General features: G+C 41.2%; 15 protein-coding genes. 1 reads left to right on the top strand and 14 read right to left on the bottom strand.

From position 1 onward, the window contains the following. Positions 1-128: 128 nt before the first annotated feature. On the bottom strand, positions 129-1190 hold the full coding sequence (recA, locus tag NE535_RS03250; RefSeq protein WP_261297259.1) for a recombinase RecA: 1062 nt from the start codon (positions 1188-1190) through the stop codon (positions 129-131). A gap of 329 nt (positions 1191-1519) precedes the next feature. Here recA and mutS point away from each other — a divergent pair, with 329 nt between their 5' ends. Continuing rightward, complete coding sequence (gene mutS, locus NE535_RS03255) at positions 1520-4102, top strand: DNA mismatch repair protein MutS (RefSeq protein WP_261297260.1); 2583 nt, start codon at positions 1520-1522, stop codon at positions 4100-4102. 281 nt (positions 4103-4383) lie between these two features. On the opposite strand, the gene rpoS is transcribed toward mutS, so the two are convergent. From rpoS to rlmD, 13 genes are all read right to left on the bottom strand, one after another. Next, a complete protein-coding gene (rpoS, locus tag NE535_RS03260; RefSeq protein WP_261297261.1) occupies positions 4384-5346 on the bottom strand; it encodes an RNA polymerase sigma factor RpoS in 963 nt (320 codons plus the stop codon). A 77-nt stretch (positions 5347-5423) separates the two neighbouring features. After that, positions 5424-6347 carry a peptidoglycan DD-metalloendopeptidase family protein gene (locus NE535_RS03265; protein WP_261297262.1) on the bottom strand — a complete coding sequence of 308 codons (924 nt, stop codon included), beginning with the start codon at positions 6345-6347 and terminating at the stop codon, positions 5424-5426. Between the two features lie 33 nt (positions 6348-6380). After that, positions 6381-7016 carry a protein-L-isoaspartate(D-aspartate) O-methyltransferase gene (locus NE535_RS03270; RefSeq protein WP_261297263.1) on the bottom strand — a complete coding sequence of 212 codons (636 nt, stop codon included), beginning with the start codon at positions 7014-7016 and terminating at the stop codon, positions 6381-6383. Next, complete coding sequence (gene surE, locus NE535_RS03275; RefSeq protein ID WP_261297264.1) at positions 7013-7762, bottom strand: 5'/3'-nucleotidase SurE; 750 nt, start codon at positions 7760-7762, stop codon at positions 7013-7015. The genes NE535_RS03270 and surE overlap by 4 nt, the downstream gene beginning before the upstream one ends. A 31-nt stretch (positions 7763-7793) precedes the next feature. Beyond that, positions 7794-8861: a tRNA pseudouridine(13) synthase TruD gene (gene truD, locus NE535_RS03280; protein WP_261297425.1), complete on the bottom strand. Its 1068-nt coding sequence runs from the start codon at positions 8859-8861 to the stop codon at positions 7794-7796. 14 nt (positions 8862-8875) lie between these two features. After that, complete coding sequence (gene ispF, locus NE535_RS03285; RefSeq protein WP_261297265.1) at positions 8876-9355, bottom strand: 2-C-methyl-D-erythritol 2,4-cyclodiphosphate synthase; 480 nt, start codon at positions 9353-9355, stop codon at positions 8876-8878. 13 nt (positions 9356-9368) lie between these two features. Further along, positions 9369-10070 carry a 2-C-methyl-D-erythritol 4-phosphate cytidylyltransferase gene (ispD, locus tag NE535_RS03290; RefSeq protein ID WP_261297266.1) on the bottom strand — a complete coding sequence of 234 codons (702 nt, stop codon included), beginning with the start codon at positions 10068-10070 and terminating at the stop codon, positions 9369-9371. Positions 10071-10074: 4 nt separating this feature from the next. Continuing rightward, the gene (gene ftsB / locus NE535_RS03295) at positions 10075-10377 is read right to left on the bottom strand and encodes a cell division protein FtsB (RefSeq protein WP_261297267.1); all 303 of its coding nucleotides are present in this window, start codon (positions 10375-10377) and stop codon (positions 10075-10077) included. A gap of 95 nt (positions 10378-10472) precedes the next feature. Further along, positions 10473-11774 (bottom strand): phosphopyruvate hydratase, encoded by a 1302-nt coding sequence (gene eno, locus NE535_RS03300; RefSeq protein WP_261297268.1) that lies wholly within the window; start codon positions 11772-11774, stop codon positions 10473-10475. Positions 11775-12048: 274 nt separating this feature from the next. Further along, complete coding sequence (locus NE535_RS03305) at positions 12049-13686, bottom strand: CTP synthase (RefSeq protein WP_261297269.1); 1638 nt, start codon at positions 13684-13686, stop codon at positions 12049-12051. A 149-nt stretch (positions 13687-13835) separates the two neighbouring features. Then, a complete protein-coding gene (gene mazG / locus NE535_RS03310; RefSeq protein WP_261297270.1) occupies positions 13836-14675 on the bottom strand; it encodes a nucleoside triphosphate pyrophosphohydrolase in 840 nt (279 codons plus the stop codon). 41 nt (positions 14676-14716) lie between these two features. Beyond that, positions 14717-16921 carry a GTP diphosphokinase gene (relA, locus tag NE535_RS03315; protein WP_261297271.1) on the bottom strand — a complete coding sequence of 735 codons (2205 nt, stop codon included), beginning with the start codon at positions 16919-16921 and terminating at the stop codon, positions 14717-14719. Between the two features lie 214 nt (positions 16922-17135). Further along, positions 17136-18524, bottom strand: coding sequence for a 23S rRNA (uracil(1939)-C(5))-methyltransferase RlmD (gene rlmD, locus NE535_RS03320; RefSeq protein WP_261297272.1), 1389 nt, complete (start codon positions 18522-18524; stop codon positions 17136-17138). Between the last annotated feature and the right edge of the window lie 69 nt (positions 18525-18593).

An 18593-nucleotide genomic window follows, 5' to 3' on the forward strand; every position in this document is an offset into this window, starting at 1 on the left:
TTTAAAATCAAATGAAGTGTTAATACTGAAGGGATGAGCCATATATTGTTGGCGTGTTAAGCGGACTTTATCAAGGGAATAGTCGCGGCGCGCAAGGTGCGCTACCGCGATAGATTTTACAAACCAGCTTAGAATACTTCGCCTGTTTCTAAATCGATATTTTCATCAACATCAGTGGCAGAACTTGCACCAGTGCCTGAACTTAACAACATAGTACGTAATGTTTGTTCAATTTCCTGCGCTACTGCTGGGTTTTCTTTAAGGTATTTACCGGCATTAGCACGGCCCTGACCTATTTTGTCACCCTTATAGCTATACCAAGCGCCCGCTTTATCAACTAACTTATGAGCAACGCCTAAATCAACAAGTTCACCTGTACGGTTAATACCCTGACCATACATAATTTGGAACTCAGCCTGTTTAAATGGTGCGGCAATTTTATTTTTAACCACTTTAACGCGAGTTTCGTTACCGACAACTTCATCACCATCTTTAATCGCACCAGTACGGCGAATATCAAGACGCACAGAAGCATAAAACTTAAGCGCGTTACCACCTGTAGTAGTTTCTGGGTTACCAAACATGACACCGATTTTCATACGGATTTGGTTAATAAAGATAAGTAAGGTGTTTGACTGCTTCAAGTTACCAGCAAGTTTACGCATCGCTTGGCTCATCATACGAGCCGCTAAGCCCATATGTGAATCACCAATTTCGCCTTCAATTTCGGCTTTTGGTGTTAATGCCGCTACCGAGTCAACAATGATCACATCAACTGCACCACTACGAGTTAATGCATCACAAATTTCTAATGCTTGTTCACCAGTATCAGGCTGTGAACATAATAAGTTATCAATATCAACACCAAGCTTTTTGGCATAAATTGGGTCCAATGCGTGCTCCGCATCGATAAAGGCACATGTTTTACCTTCACGTTGTGCAGCAGCAATGACCTCTAAGGTTAGTGTTGTTTTACCAGATGATTCTGGACCGTATATTTCAACGATACGCCCCATTGGTAATCCACCAGCACCTAACGCGATGTCTAATGAAAGTGAACCGGTAGAGATAGTTTCAACATCCATTGTGCGATCTTCGCCCAACTTCATGATCGAACCTTTACCGAATTGTTTTTCAATTTGACTTAACACTGCGGCAAGTGCTTTCTCTTTATTTGGATCAGCTTTCATTTTAAACCCCTTCCAGACAATAACTGCAAAATTGGCAATTAATGGATAATATGCTTTTGGTAAATGTGTTGTTAACCGACATTATTAACATCGGCCAGCTCAATATGTTGTCAAGTATACTGTATAGTCATACAGTATCAAGCCCTGAGGTTAAATTTTTTTATTAACAAATAAAATCAGTTAATTAGTAAATTAATGGCGATAATAGGTATTTGTATTTTTCTAATCTAGGCAAATTTTGGTAAGATTAGCCGCATTAAAGTAGCATGATAATTCACAGCTAGATTAGATGAATTACGACAAGTAAACATAAGAGTATGACATAACCAATGACCGCAATTGATAACCTTGATTTAGAAAAACATACCCCAATGATGCGTCAATACCTGACCATGAAAGCGGCTCATTCAGACATGTTGTTGTTCTATCGTATGGGCGACTTTTATGAGCTTTTTTATGAGGATGCAAAAAAAGCATCTGAAATGCTTGGCATTTCATTAACTGCACGTGGGAAAAGTGGTGGAGACCCAATCCCAATGGCAGGCATTCCGTACCATGCAGTTGAAGGTTATCTGGCTAAGTTAGTTCAAATTGGCCAATCGGTTGCGATTTGTGAGCAAATTGGCGATCCTGCAACCTCAAAAGGCCCGGTTGATCGTCAAGTTGTTCGAATTGTCACCCCAGGCACCCTGACCGATGAAGCTTTACTGCAAGAACGCCAAGACAATTTATTAGCTGCACTGTATCAAGGAAAAGTTGGCTATGGATTTGCCACATTAGATATCTCATCTGGTCGTTTCGTTATTTCTGAACTCGCATCAAGAGAAGCTTTAGAAGCAGAAATCCAACGTACCCGCCCTGCTGAGTTACTTTACAGTGAAGATTTCACTGATATGTTGTTAATCAATCAGTTAAAAGGTATTAGACGTCGACCTGAATGGGAGTTTGATTACGATACTTGCATTAACTTATTATTGAATCAATTCGGTACAAAAGATCTGCATGGTTTTGGTATTAGTGACGCTCGCTTAGCATTGCAAGCCGCTGGCTGCCTTATGCAGTACGTGAAAGATACTCAAAAAACTGCTTTACCTCATATCAATTCTATTGTTCGCTTCAATCAAACTGACTCTATTATTTTAGATGCTGCAACCAGAAGAAACTTAGAGTTAACTCAAAACCTTTCGGGTGGTCGCGAAAATACCCTTTCATGGGTATTAGATAACACAGCAACCCCTATGGGTAGCCGCATGCTTCAGCGTTGGATCCATCAGCCTCTAAGAGATCGCCTTCAAATAACGCAACGCCACAGTGCAGTTAATGAGTTAATTGAACAAGATATTTATCCACTACTGCATGATCAGCTAAAAGCATTAGGTGATATCGAAAGAATTATGGCTCGTCTTGCTTTAAGAAGTGCCCGTCCACGTGATTTTGCCCGCTTGAAACAAGCATTGGCATTACTGCCAGAGATTAAACAAACATTGCAAGTTTGCCAGCAACCACATTTGAGCAATTTAGCGATTCTATTAGGCGAGTTTCCAAACGAACATGAGTTACTTGAACGCGCAATCATCGATAACCCTCCGGTTTTGATCCGTGATGGCGGCGTAATTAGAGATGGATACAATAGTGAACTAGATGAATGGCGTAAGTTAAGTGAAGGTGCCAGTGACTATCTTGTAGAACTTGAAGCTCGCGAGAAGCAGGAAACCGGCATTAACACTCTTAAAGTCGGTTACAACCGAGTACATGGCTATTATATCGAAGTCAGCCGATTACAATCCGATCGAGTCCCCATCCATTATCAGCGTCGCCAAACGTTAAAAGGGACTGAGCGCTACATTACGCCAGAATTAAAAGAGTATGAAGAAAAGGTCTTATCAAGCCAAGGAAAAGCCCTGGCGTTAGAGAAGCGACTTTGGGAAGAGTTGTTTGATTTGCTGTTGCCAAAACTGCAAGATTTGCAGCAGTTTGCTAATGCAGCAGCAGAACTGGACGTGGTCAGCAACTTTGCTGAACGAGCCCAAACGCTTGGCTATCATTGCCCTACAATGACCAATGATATTGGTATTAACATAGAAGCTGGTCGCCACCCTGTTGTAGAAAGAGTCAGTCAAAGTCCATTTATTGCTAACCCCGTTTGTTTATCACCCGCTCGTAAAATGTTGATTGTCACGGGTCCTAACATGGGCGGTAAATCGACATATATGCGCCAAGTTGCATTAATCACGTTAATGGCGCACATTGGCTGTTTCGTTCCTGCTCAAAGTGCTTATATTGGCCATATTGATCGTATATTTACTCGAATAGGAGCTTCAGATGATCTTGCTTCAGGTCGTTCAACGTTCATGGTTGAGATGACCGAAACCGCTAATATTCTCCATAATGCGACTAAACAAAGTTTAGTGTTGATGGATGAAATTGGCCGCGGCACATCCACTTATGATGGACTATCATTGGCATGGTCTGCAGCTGAATACTTAGCTCAAAAAGTGAATGCATTAACCTTGTTTGCCACCCATTATTTTGAATTGACTCAATTACCTGAATTAATTAATGGGGTCATCAATGTGCACCTAGACGCCATCGAACATCAAGATACCATAGCCTTTATGCATGCAGTGCAAGAAGGGGCTGCTAGCAAGAGTTATGGTTTACAAGTCGCCGCCCTTGCTGGTGTACCACAAAATGTCATTAATGCCGCTAAACAGAAATTACGTCAATTAGAAAGCCGTGATGACCACCATGATAGCCATAATAGATTACCCTCTCAAATGACATTATCTATGCCTTCTATAGATTACTCACCAATTGCAGATAAATTAGCTCTGATGAATCCAGATGATTTAACGCCTAAGCAAGCATTAGAATATTTGTATCAATTAAAGCAAATGGTTAAGGTGATATAAGCCATCCACAAAACGTTTATAAGTAAAGTTAACGACTCGCCAGAGAAATGAATGCAAAACTTGATGGGGAAATGAATATACAAGTGACGATAAAGTCTTCATCTTGAATTTAATGTTAGAGTGTTTAGCTTTCGAGAGTCGGTTACAATAAAAATACCTATCTAAGATAGGTATTTTTTTATGCTTAATGATATCAATGGCTTTATGTTAATAAACTCCCACAAGATTTAGATTATGAAAATTAAAAAACTCAATACCAACAATGTTAAAGGCTGTTTGAATTAATCTCTAAATAGGGCTTCGACCGATAAACCTTGTTGTCCCAACAAATCTTTTAAACGCTTCAATGCTTCAACCTGAATTTGGCGCACTCTTTCACGAGTTAAGCCGATTTCGGCCCCAACATTTTCTAAAGTTGAAGGCTCATAGCCTAATAAACCAAATCGACGAGCTAAAACTTCACGTTGTTTGGTATTAAGTTCATTTAACCAACCTACGATTGAGTTTGATAAATCTTCATCTTGCACTTGGTGATCGGGACCAACGGAATCATCATCGGCAATGACATCAAGCAAGGCCTTTTCATTGTCGCCACCAAGAGGCATATCAACTGAAGTGATGCGTTCGTTTAATTTCAACATCCGACTAACATCACCCGTGGAGACATCGAGTTTTTCTGCGATTTCTTCCGCCGTAGGTTCGTGGTCAAGTTTTTGTGCCAGTTGTCTGGCTGTGCGAAGGTATACATTTAACTCTTTCACTACATGAATGGGTAAACGTATAGTACGGGTTTGATTCATGATGGCGCGCTCGATGGTCTGACGGATCCACCAAGTCGCATAAGTTGAAAATCGGAAACCTCTTTCGGGATCAAATTTCTCAACTGCACGGATTAATCCTAAATTACCTTCTTCGATAAGGTCGAGTAGCGCTAAACCACGGTTATTGTATCTTCTAGCAATTTTTACAACCAGGCGAAGATTACTTTCGATCATTCGGTTACGTGATTTTTCGCAACCTTTGAGGGCTTTACGTGAAAAAAAGACTTCTTCTTCTGCGGTTAGCAGCGGAGAAAAACCTATTTCACCTAAATATAATTGAGTGGCATCTAAATTTTTATGTAAGTCTTCTTGGACTTTTTCTTCTATGTCTAATTGTTGAACTAATAGAGTATCAACGTCTTGTGGTTTTTTAGCTTGATCAACAGATTTGTCTGCCATAGCAGCGTTTGTTTTCTGGCTCATAATTGCTCTCCCAAACCCTAATTGTGATGTTATAGATCTACACTTTCTTATCCTCCGTTATTAATGTTGCTAAACAATTACTGCTTAGGTAGATATCTTAATGGGTTAACAGACTTACCATGATAGCGAATTTCAAAATGCAACATCACTTGGTTTGCCCCTGTACTGCCCATTTTTGCAACTGTTTGGCCTGCGCTAACATATTGCTTTTCTTTAACCAGAATTCTGTCGGTGTGAGCATAAGCACTTAAATATTCATCATTATGTTTGATAATCACTAAGTTACCGTATCCACGTAACGCATCTCCTGCGTAAACGACTCTCCCATCTGCGGCAGCTTTGATAATGTCGCCGCGATTTCCCGCAATCTTTATCCCCTGATTGCCTTGCTCGCTAGAAGAAAAATATCCAATAATTTTTCCTTTAACGGGCCAGTACCACTTCTGCACTTTACTGGGTAAATCTGCTATCAGTGAACTTTCAGTTTGGTTAATTTTTTGTTGGGTAGTTGTTACAGAATACGCAGGCTTAGCCTTGTGATCAAGATCTTTTTTCGTTGTCGTTGATTTTACTGTTTGCCTTGGTTTTACAGTGCTTTGTGGTTGATTAACTTTAGAATTTTTACTCGAATCTGCACTGCTATACGGCGGGATAACTGTACCAACACTTACGCCTGAAGCACTATTTTTATTAACATTTGCCGTACTTTTTGATGACAACTGAGTTAAATTGAGCCTCTGACCTGGGTAAATGGTATAAGGTGCTTTGAGATTATTCAGTCTTGCGACTTCGGCAAAATGACGCCCTGCTCCCCAAGAAATAGAATAAAGGGTGTCACCTTTTTTAACAATATAGTCAGAATGGGATAAAGAACCACGGTGATATTTAGGTTGGTGAGCAGAAGATGAGAGGTTTTCAACAGGTGCAGGTCTATGTGCCTGAAAGCTGCAACCAGACAAAGCGATAATTACAATGAAGAGTCGCAGCCAAACCATATACATCAAATTAAATCCTATCACTGCAGTCAAAAAAGGTTATGCGAGATCGCCATTAATTAATGGAACAAATTTTACGGCTTCGATGACCTGAGATTCGTATTCATCACCATGACGCGTTATTTTTAACAGTTGTTGATGATCATCCCCTACAGGGATAATCAAAACACCATTGTCGCTTAATTGCTCTAATAAAGCTTGCGGTACAGTGACGGCTGCCGCTGTCACCATAATGCCATCAAATGGACCACGATTGCTCCACCCCTTCCATCCATCTCCATACTTGAAAGAGACATTATGTAAGTCGAGCTTTTTGAGCCGCTGCCTGGCTTGAATTTGCAATGACTTAATCCGCTCAATTGTGCACAGTTCTGGCACTAATTGCGCTAAAACCGCTGCTTGATAACCTGACCCCGTACCAATTTCGAGTACACGTTGTGGTTTGGTTTGCATCAAAAGTTCAGTCATTCTTGCCACAATATATGGCTGAGAAATGGTTTGTCCCTGCCCGATTGGTAACGCCGTATTTTCATAAGCTTTATGCGCCAAGGCACCATCAAGAAATAATTCTCGTGGTGTATTTGCTACCGCGTCTAATACGGTTTGATCCCTGATACCTACTTCAGTCAATTTTTTTGTTAAATTGACTGCTCGTGCAGATGAAACACCTGTCATATTTTAGTTACCCAATCCGCTAGCGTTGAAAGTTGATTATATGCTGTTAAATCAACTGTTAACGGTGTGATAGAGACAAAACCCGCAGCGATTGCGCCAAAGTCTGTACCTTCGCCCGCATCTTGTTCAACACCCACCGGCCCTAACCAATAAATATCTTTACCTGCAGGATCAGTTGTTTTAACCATTCCTTCAGCTTTATGACGCGCACCAAGACGAGTCACTTTAATACCTTTAATTTGATCAAGTGGCAGATCTGGCACATTGACATTTAAAATCTGGTTTGACTCTATAGGGTGCCTCAACAGGCTTTTCACTATTCTTACCGCATACTCTGCAGCACTGTCATAATGCTGCAGTTTTTTCCCAGCTAATGAAATTGCAATTGCCGGTAGCCCTAAAAATCGACCTTCCATAGCTGCGGCTATAGTGCCTGAATATAAAGTATCATCTCCCATATTGGCGCCAGCATTGATACCAGACACCACAATTTCAGGCTCAGCAACACAAAGCTGGCGAATGGCTAAATGCACACAATCTGTTGGTGTACCATTAACCGAAATATAGCCGTTATCTAAGCTATTAATTCTTAATGGATTAGTCAAGGTTAAAGAATTACTTGCTCCTGAACAATTACGATCTGGAGCAACGGTCAACACGTTCGCAAAGGCTTTTAATGCATCAGTTAATGCAATGATCCCTGGTGCATTAACACCATCATCATTACTCACAAGAATATTAATCATTTGAGTGGTTGATCCTTTGGGTAGTAAGTTATTACTCGGACGCTTGAGATTGTTGTTCAGCCACCATAGCTTTCCAATTCATTTCTTGTACATCCTGATAATCCACTAGCTCACGTAGCACTGATGTGGCATAGCTACCAGCGGGTAACATGAACTCTATAACGCAAACATCTTCGTTGACTTGCCATTTCATTGCTTGCGGCTTAAGTAACAATAAACGCCGCTCTTGGCTCAAACCTGCATTTTCAAGTCCGCTTAGGTCTTCTTTATATTCACTCAGTGCCAATGCTTCCATTTCTGCAGCATTGGTCAATGCCAATGGTAAGCCTCTTCCCCATAGAGGTGCAGAAAAACCAATATCTTCTTCGGCTAATCGGTTTAGTAATAACTCATCCCATTGCTCTGCAACAAAATAACTTTTACTGCCCGCGAGCATGACACAGTCGCCAGCTATTGGAGTTAATTGATGATGGGCAAGACGGTAAGACACGACCTGATTAAAGATATGCGAGCGAACCGCAGATAAATACATACTTTTCTTGGCTCGGTCATGAACTTTACGAGCACCTGAAAGCATCTGCCTGCCTTGCATCAAGTTTTTACCATTATGGCCAAAACGTTGCTCACCAAAATAATTGGGCACTCCAACACTAGCAATTTGATTAAATCGCTGCTGCAATGCTTCAATATTGGTCACATTACGCAATGTTAGCGTAAATCGATTACCTAAAAGTGCACCAATACGCAATTTTTTACCATGACGATGGCTGGATAAAATCGTTAATTTATCGCTATTAAGCTGCTGCCAATCTGGTGTTTCTTTACCTGGAATACGGATACCAAACCATTGCTCAGTTTGTGCATTTTTATCTTTTTGGCCTGCATATGTCACTTCTTTAGGATGTACTTTAGAAAATTTTGCTAAAGTTTCAGCAACATGGCCTGTATTTAAACCATCTTTTCGAATATGAAGCATATGATGCTCCCCCTCACCTGTCGGCGAAAAGGGTAATATTTCTTCAACAATGAAATCACTGTTATAAGTGCGTAAATCGGCGGTACTTGTTGGCTTTGAATGTAAATAATGTAATTCAGATATCATGGATAAGCGCTCTATTTTTGTAGCATTAACACGACAGACTCGACGGCGATACCTTCTTTTCGGCCGGTAAAGCCTAATTTTTCTGTGGTTGTCGCTTTAACATTAATGTCTTCAATTGAGGTGTTTAAGTCCACGGCAAGGCATTGGCGAATTGCGTCAATGTGCGGTGCCATTTTAGGTGCCTGAGCAATCACTGTGACATCTAAATTGCCGATGCAATAACCTTTCTGCAGCGCTAAATCATAACAGTGACGCAGTAAGACACGGCTATCGGCACCTGCAAATTGAGCATCAGTATCAGGAAAATGTTTACCTATGTCACCAAGTGACATCGCACCCAGTATCGCATCACTTATAGCATGCAGAACAACATCTCCATCAGAATGGGCAATGAGTCCAGTCTCATAGGGGACTGTCACTCCACCTAAAATAAGGGGTTTATCAGAGCCAAACTTATGCACATCGAAACCATGGCCTATTCGCATTTTCATTGGATAACCTTATTTATTTCAATATTGTTTGTTGGGTTAGGAACAGCTGAGCTAGCTCTAAATCGTCAGGATGAGTCACTTTTATATTATCAACACGTCCTGTTACTAATCCTGGACACATTCCTGCCCATTCCATTGCACTGGCTTCATCGGTAATGGTGGCTTTAGCTTGCAACGCTTGCTTAAGATTGTCCTTAAGCGCTGACGCTGGAAAAAGCTGAGGTGTTAATGCATGCCAAAGCTGGTTACGCTCAACAGTTTGTTCAATGGTGCCATTGGCATTACCACGTTTCATTGTATCTCTAACGGGTGCTGCTAATATCGCCCCTTGAGGAAACTCATTAAGTGCACAAATCAGTTTGTCGATATCGTTATGGGTCACACAGGGACGAGCAGCATCATGTACTAAGGCCCACGCATCATTATCTACAATTTGAAGCGCCGCCAGCACAGAATCTGCACGCTCAGAACCACCGATGACTTGTGTCAGTTTCGGATGCGCTGCCTGCGATAATTGCGTAAATAAATCATCTTCAGGGTGTAATGCCACAATCACTTGTGAAATGGCTGGATGAGTTAATAAACGATCTAGGGTATGAGACAAAATAGTCTTTTTTCCTATCGTTAAATATTGTTTGGGGATGGCTGCGCCCATTCGACTGCCAATACCCGCAGCAGGAACGATAGCGACAATGTTACGAATAGCTGCTGTCATTTGATTAATGGCCAAAACGATTTCGATCTCGTAATTCTGCTCCGACAACACGATAAAAAGTTTCCCCTTCTTTAACGAGGCCTAACTCGTTTCGGGCTCGCTCTTCTATCGCTTCGGTGCCACTTTTTAGATCGATGATTTCTTCTTTAAGAATTTGATTTCGGGCAATCAATTTGGCATTGCTTTCTTGCTGAGCTTGAATTTGAGTTTGCAGCAGAAAATATTCAGATAAATTATTTTCGCCCATCCACAATCTGTATTGGAGTAACGCTAACAGGAACGTTAAAGCGAATAAAAGTTTCTTCATAGTAGCTAAGCAAATTATCCGAAATGATGAATAAGCTTATGATACAACAAAAAAGGCCACCGAGTGGTGGCCTTTTTAATCAGCAAAGCAAAATATTATGCTTGCCCTTTAACTTCTTTAAGACCGTTGTAAGGTGCTTTTGAACCTAGCGCTTCTTCGATGCGTAATAACTGGTTGTACTTAGCAACACGGTCACTGCGGCTTAATGAGCCAGTCTTGATTTGGCCTGCAGCAGTACCTACCGCTAAATCAGCAATAGTTGAGTCTTCGGTTTCACCACTACGGTGAGAGATAACGGCTGTAAAACCTGCATCTTTAGCCATTTTAATTGCAGCCAAAGTTTCGGTTAACGAACCAATTTGGTTAAATTTAATCAGGATAGAGTTGGCAATACCGTTATCAATACCACGCTTAAGGATTTTTGTATTGGTTACAAATAAATCGTCACCCACTAATTGAATTCTATCACCAAGTAATTTGGTCTGGTGAGCAAAACCGTCCCAGTCAGATTCATCTAAACCATCTTCAATAGAAACAATTGGGTACTGGTTAACAAGATCTTCTAAGAAGTAGTTAAACTCTTCAGAAGTAAATTGCTTACCTTCACCTTTAAGATCGTAAATACCTTCTTCCTTGTTATAAAACTCAGATGCTGCACAATCTAAAGCTAGGGTGATGTCTTTACCTAATTCGTAGCCAGCGTTAGCAACAGCAATTTTAATTGCTGCAAGCGCTGCAGCATTTGATTCTAGGTTTGGCGCAAAACCACCTTCATCACCCACTGCTGTAGAGTGGCCTTGAGACTTAAGCACTTTGGCTAAACTATGGAATACTTCAGCCCCCATACGTAGACCTTCGCGGAAAGTCGCTGCGCCAACAGGTTGGATCATAAACTCTTGTATGTCTACTGAGTTATCAGCATGCTCGCCGCCATTAATGATGTTCATCATAGGTAAAGGCATTGAATACACACCAGGTGTGCCGTTTAAGTCAGCAATGTGTGCATATAAAGGGACTTTTTTAGATGCTGCTGCAGCTTTTGCCGCCGCTAAAGACACTGCAAGAATAGCGTTTGCACCAAAGTTAGCTTTGTTTTCTGTGCCATCTAAATCGATCATGATTTGATCAAGTTCAGCTTGCGCTAATGCATCTTTACCGATTAATGCTTTTGCAATAGGACCGTTGACTGCAGCAACGGCTTTTAATACGCCCTTACCTAAATAACGTGATTTATCACCATCACGTAATTCTAATGCTTCACGGCTACCGGTTGATGCACCTGATGGTGCAGCTGCCATACCAATAAATCCGCCTTCTAAGTGCACTTCGGCTTCAACTGTTGGGTTACCGCGTGAATCCATGATTTCGCGACCGATGACGTTAATAATGTTAGCCATAATTCCCTCGTAAATAATGTCAGTAATACTGAAAGTTTAAAATCAAATAAAAAATTAACACCAATAAAAACCCATTTATAAGCTTTTTCTAGACTTTTTATTGGTATTAACTTTCATTTTGGTAATTTAAATCCACAACAGCTAGGATAAATCGAATTGAACCTGACAGCAACTATCAATTTATCTACAAGTCGATCTAGCGCAAGTTGTGATTAAGTTTATTCAGACTCAGTAACAAAAAAGCCGCTGACATCATAGTCAGCGGCTTGATTAATTAGTTTAAATCTCTTTTCTGATAAGCTAAAGAAGCAGAAATAAAGCCTTCAAATAGTGGATGACCGTCGCGAGGTGTTGAAGTAAATTCTGGGTGGAATTGACCTGCAACAAACCAAGGATGATTTGGCAGTTCAATCATTTCAACCAATTTACGATCAGAAGATAAACCACTAAATACTAAACCCGCTTTTTCTAAACGTTCAACGTAGTTGTTGTTGACTTCATAACGGTGACGGTGACGTTCAATACACGTGGCACCTTTGTATGCAGTTGCCGCTTTAGAACCATCAAGTAAATGACAAAGCTGTGCACCTAAACGCATAGTACCGCCTAAATCTGACGCTTCATGACGTTGTTCAACATCACCATCTTCATTAATCCATTCAGTGATTAAACCGACTACTGGATATTGGGTATCTTTGTTGAATTCAGTTGAATGTGCGCCGTCAAGATTAGCCACGTTGCGGGCAAACTCAATAAGAGCAACCTGCATACCGAGACAAATACCAAAATATGGTAGGTTATTTTCACGAGCAAATTTTGCCGCTAAAATCTTACCCTCAACACCACGCTCACCAAAACCGCCTGGTACTAAAATACCATCAAGTCCCTGAAGCACTTCTTCGCCTTTAGCTTCAACCGTTTGTGAATCAATATATTTAATATTAACGTTAACACGGGTTTTCAAACCTGCATGTTTCAACGCTTCATTAACTGATTTATACGCATCAGGTAGTTCAATATATTTACCCACCATACCAATGGTGACTTCGCCATTTGGATTAGCTTCTTGATAAATTACATTTTCCCACTCAGATAAATCAGCATCCGCACAATCAATGTTGAAACGCTTGATAACTAAATCATCTAAACCTTGTGAACGTAATAGTGCTGGGATTTTATAAATACTGTCTACGTCTTTTAACGAGATAACCGCACGTTCTTCAACATTACAGAACAATGAAATTTTAGCTTTTTCATTCGCAGGAACCGCGCGATCACCACGACAAACTAACACATCTGGCGCAATACCAATTGAGCGTAGTTCTTTAACAGAATGCTGAGTCGGCTTGGTTTTAATCTCACCTGCAGCACCTAAGAATGGCACTAAAGTTAAATGAATAAATAGGGTACGTTCACGTCCTAGTTCAGCACCTAATTGACGGATAGACTCTAGGAATGGTAGTGATTCGATATCACCCACTGTGCCGCCAATCTCAACGATAGCAACATCGTGACCTTCGCCACCTGCAATCACTTTTTCTTTAATCGCATTGGTAATATGAGGAATAACCTGAATGGTTGCCCCTAAATAATCACCACGACGTTCTTTACGTAATACTTCTTCGTAAATAGAACCGGTAGTAAAGTTATTACGACGGTTCATTTTAGTACGAATAAAACGCTCGTAATGACCTAAGTCTAAGTCAGTCTCAGCACCATCTTCAGTCACGAACACTTCACCGTGCTGAGTTGGGCTCATGGTACCCGGATCAACGTTGATGTATGGGTCCAGTTTCATAATGGTTACATTGAGGCCACGAGCCTCTAAAATTGCTGCTAACGATGCTGCTGCAATGCCTTTACCTAGTGATGAAACAACGCCACCAGTAACGAAGATATACCTTGTAGTCATGCTGAACCTGAGAAAATGTGTTGGAAAATACGTGCTTGTAAGAAAGCACTAGGACGGGGCGATAGTATACCAAAGTGATGTCGATTCGACAAACCAAAACAGCGATAATTTCGCCTATATACGCTTTGCCAATTAATTAGGTCATGTATTTAGTCTGAAAGTGAGGCTTTCTCTTGGCGTTTTACTTGATCCCAATAGCAATCTAGTTGCTCAAGGTTATGGTCTTCAAATTGTTTACCGCTTTGCTGCACACAATTTTCAACGCCTCTAAAACGTCGTTCAAATTTATGATTCGCCTGACGTAATGCTTGCTCAGGATCCACATTTAAATGACGAGCGAGGTTAACAACCGCAAACAATAAATCACCCATTTCATCGACCACTTTAGGTTGGTAATGCTGAGGATCTGACTCGACTAATTTTGCTTCAACGAGTACTTCATCGACTTCCTCATAAATTTTGGCCACGACAGGCTCAAGCTCTGGCCAATCAAATCCAACTTTTGCCACTCTTTTTTGAATTTTAATTGCCCGCTTTAATGCTGGTAAAGCTTGAGGAATATCATCGAGTAAAGATAACTGCAGCTTATCAGCACGCTCTTGTGCCTTAATGGCTTCCCAACTCTGCTTTACCTGGTTGGCGGTATGCTCAGGTGACGCAATAAATTGCGAATTAAACACATGCGGATGTCGACGAATAAGCTTGGCGCAAATTCGCTCAACGACTGTTGCGAAATCAAACTTGCCCTGTTCATTGGCGAGCTGGCAATAAAATACCACTTGAAATAATAAGTCGCCAAGTTCATCTGGCAACTCATCCCATGCGGTTCGCTCAATTGCATCGGCAACCTCATAGGCTTCTTCGATGGTAAAAGGCACAATAGTTTGAAAATCTTGCGCTAAATCCCACGGACAACCATCAAGGGGATCACGTAATTTTTGCATGATATCTAGCAGAGGCTGAATCTGCGTATTGTGCTTTGTATCCATAATTGCCTAAGTCAATTTAGCTAAAAATGTAAAAGGGGGAATTACAAACGTCGCGATTCAATCACACCATCAACCTGTGACAGTTTAGATAACACCCGAGATAAATCATCAACATTATATAACTCAAGCTCTAACTCGACGGTTGCCGTTTGAGATTTAACATCTGACGTTGAACTCATAGCCATAACGTTTGATTTTTCAGCGGCGAGAACCGTGGTTAAATCGCGTAATAAACCACTGCGATCATGAGCAACCACTTTCACCCGGATACGATAACCGCCAGAGTAATTCTCGCCCCAAACCACCTCAACTGCACGTTCAGGGTGAGCGCGCATCAATTCTTTGACTTGCTCACAATCACTGCGATGTACTGAAATACCACGCCCCATTGTAATATAGCCAAAAATTTCATCGCCAGGGACGGGTTGGCAGCAACGAGCAATGTGGCTGAGTAAATTGCCGACACCATTGACTTCAACTTGCCCTTTACCTGGCTTTTTAGGACGATGAACGGCTTTCTTTAGAATGTCTTCAACCAAATCGTCTTCGGATGCAGGCGCAGCACGCAACTTACTTTCAATAAAGTTAACAACCTGATTTAAGCGTAAATCGCCCCCGCCAATAGCAGCAAGCATGTCATCCATACCGTTTAGATTAAAACGCTCTACCGCAATATTGGCATCTTTCAATTTTAAGCCCGCACGCTGCAATTCTGTTTCCAGCATTTCTTTACCTGCGATAATGTTCTTATCGCGGTCTTGCTGTTTAAACCAATGCTGAATTTTTGAACGGGAACGAGAAGACTTGATATAGCCTAAATTCGGGTTTAACCAATCACGTTTAGGATTAGCTATTTTTGAGGTGATTATTTCAATGCGCTCACCGGTTTCAACCTGGTAAGTAAATGGCACAATTCTGCCATCAACCTTGGCGCCAATACATCTATGCCCAACTTGAGAGTGAATATAGTACGCAAAATCTAATACCGTAGAGCCGAGCGGTAAATCGACCACCTCGCCGCTAGGGGTGAAGACATATACGCGGTCTTCGAACACCTGACTACGCACTTCATCAACCAAGTTACCGCTTTCGGCAACGTCTTCTTGCCATTGCAAAATTTTACGCAACCAATTGATTTTTTCTTCGTAGCCGCTTTGCTTAACGGTATTGGCGCCCTCTTTATACTTCCAGTGAGCGGCGACACCTAGTTCGGCATCCTGATGCATGGCCTCTGTACGAATTTGAATTTCAACGGTTTTACCTTCCGGCCCGACAACGACAGTGTGAATAGATTGATAACCGTTGGGTTTTGGATTGGCTACATAATCATCAAACTCACGCGGAATGTGATGCCATAAATCATGCACCACCCCCAAAGCGCCATAACAGTCCTGCAGCCTGTCGGTCACAATTCGCACTGCACGCACATCAAATAGCTCGTCAAACTTGAGGTCTTTACCTTTCATTTTGCGCCAAATACTGTAGATATGTTTAGGTCTACCGTAAACTTTGGCACGTATCTGATCATCATCTAAACGCTGTTGAAGTTGAGTGACAAATTTGTCGATATAGACTTCACGGTCCATCCGTTTGCCATCTAATTGTTTGGCAATATCTTTGTAAACGCTTGGATGAAGGTAGCGAAAAGAGATATCTTCTAGCTCCCATTTTAATTGACCTATCCCTAAACGGTTAGCCAATGGTGCATAAATATCTGCAATTTCCCTTGCCAGTAACACGCGGGTTTCTTCATCGGCATTTTTGACAGCGCGCAACGAGCACACTCGTTCGGCCAGCTTAATCACCACTGCCCGAACATCTTCAACCATGGCCAATAACATTTTACGAATATTATCAATTTGAGGCTCGGCGCTGCGGCTATCGGTGACTTTCAAGGCTCCAATGGCATTCATGGTTACGACACTGGCTACTAATTTGGCTAATGAATCTCCGTAAACCTCATCTATCTTATCTTCGCTAATCTGCCCTGTTTCTAAAATGACAAATAACAATGCCGCTTGCAGCGTTTCTAGATCCATATTTAATGGCGCTAAAATTTCAATCATTTCGCGGGCACGAGTCAGCAATTGCGTATGTGCAAACTTATCTTTAATAGGCAATGCTTCCATTTTCCTGAGCATATCTAGGAGCATTTGTGCATCATTTGCATCTTCGATGTACCTTGCTACCCAATCTTCAAGATTGAAATCATCTGTATTGAAATGCGCTTCGCGAACTGAAACCATGTTTTTTCCTTACCCATTGCCATTTACCAAAACAGCAATGTTATGAACTTTTTGCCAAACGGACCATTAAGTGAAAAGGCTTAATCTGCAAATAAAAATGGCAGCAACCCAAGGTAACATTCACTTTTAACGGTCAACAGCACCAAATGTTAGAGAGACTATATTGAGCGTAACGGTTTTATTTATCAATTCAATAAAATGTAAATGACTATGTTTAAGACACATTCAGTTCAAATAATGCCATTGCTTCAATATGATGCGTTTGTGGAAACATATCGACCATACCAATCTTACTTAATTGGTATCCTTGATCAATTAGCACTTTACTGTCACGAGCCAAACTGGCGGGATTACAAGAAACATAAACCACCTTTTTAGGGCGCATTTTTTTAAGCCATTGTAAGCTTTCAAAAGCACCTGCTCTCGCGGGGTCTAAAAGTAGCTTATCAATTTTGCCTAACCATTTTTCATGGGTAAGATCTGCGCTCAAATCGGCATGGTGAAATGATAAGTTGTCTAACTGATTTAACGCCGCATTGTTTTTTGCCTGCTGAACCATATCAGGTACACCTTCCACACCAATCACTTTTGCCGCACTTGACGCTAGCGGGAGTGAGAAATTACCTACGCCACAAAATAAATCAAGCACCCGCTCATCTGCCTGAGGGTCGAGCCAACTCACTGCCTGTGTGACCATATCATGATTAATAGGACCATTGACCTGAACAAAATTACTAGGAGTAAATTCACAGCGAACCGTTTGTTGCGGATGGTTTTCAGCGGCTAATGAATAAAAAGGGAGTGTCACCTTTTGCTTACCTGCCTCGGTTAACAATTGAGGATGCAATTGGGTCAGTTGATTGTCATTGTCTTGCAGCAATAAACAGATGTCATGGGTGGCAGCAAACTCTGTCAACCAACGGATATCTGAAGCGGGTAAGATTTTCGTCACACGCAATACAGCAAATAAGCCATTTTCAGCTTGGCTTAACTCTAAATGACCTAAATTTGATTTTGACTTCAATTGATTCAAATTCGCAGCAAAAGGCGTGATCAAATCCGATAATGGTTTTGCCAGCACATTACACTGGGTAATTGAGACAATTTTACTTGAAGCCGTTTGCCTAAAACCTAACTGCAAGTGGTTAGTGTTTTTATCAAAAACCGTCGCTAAACGGGCTCTGCGACGATAATGCCATGCTTCACCTGTAATGGCTGGTGCCACTATTTCATCAGCAACCAAATCTCGGCCTAGTTTGCTCATTAAATCAATTAATGCATTTTGTTTATGATCGCGTTGCGCCGCGACATCTAAATGTTGTAAATCACATCCCCCACATTCAACATAATGAGGACAGTTTGGTTCACGACGTTGCGCTGATGCTTGATCTATTTTAATCAACTTGGCCTTGGCATAATTTTTCTTTTGCTCGGTTAATTGCACAGTCACCTTTTCATCAGGTAATCCACCGGCAACAAACACCACTTTCCCTTGATATTGGGCCATACCTGCGCCTAAATGATCCAGTTGAGTGATTTCAAGACTAAGCTTTGAAGATAATTGCTTAGATTTGTTTGGTTTAGCTTTAAAAAATTGTGCCATTTCGGCCTCTAAAAATGAATAAAACACTAGTCAAGAGTGCGCAATTTCTGGCAGTCTAGACTGAATATC

Origin of the sequence: Shewanella holmiensis (assembly GCF_025370255.1) — a bacterium.
Lineage (GTDB): Bacteria > Pseudomonadota > Gammaproteobacteria > Enterobacterales > Shewanellaceae > Shewanella > Shewanella holmiensis.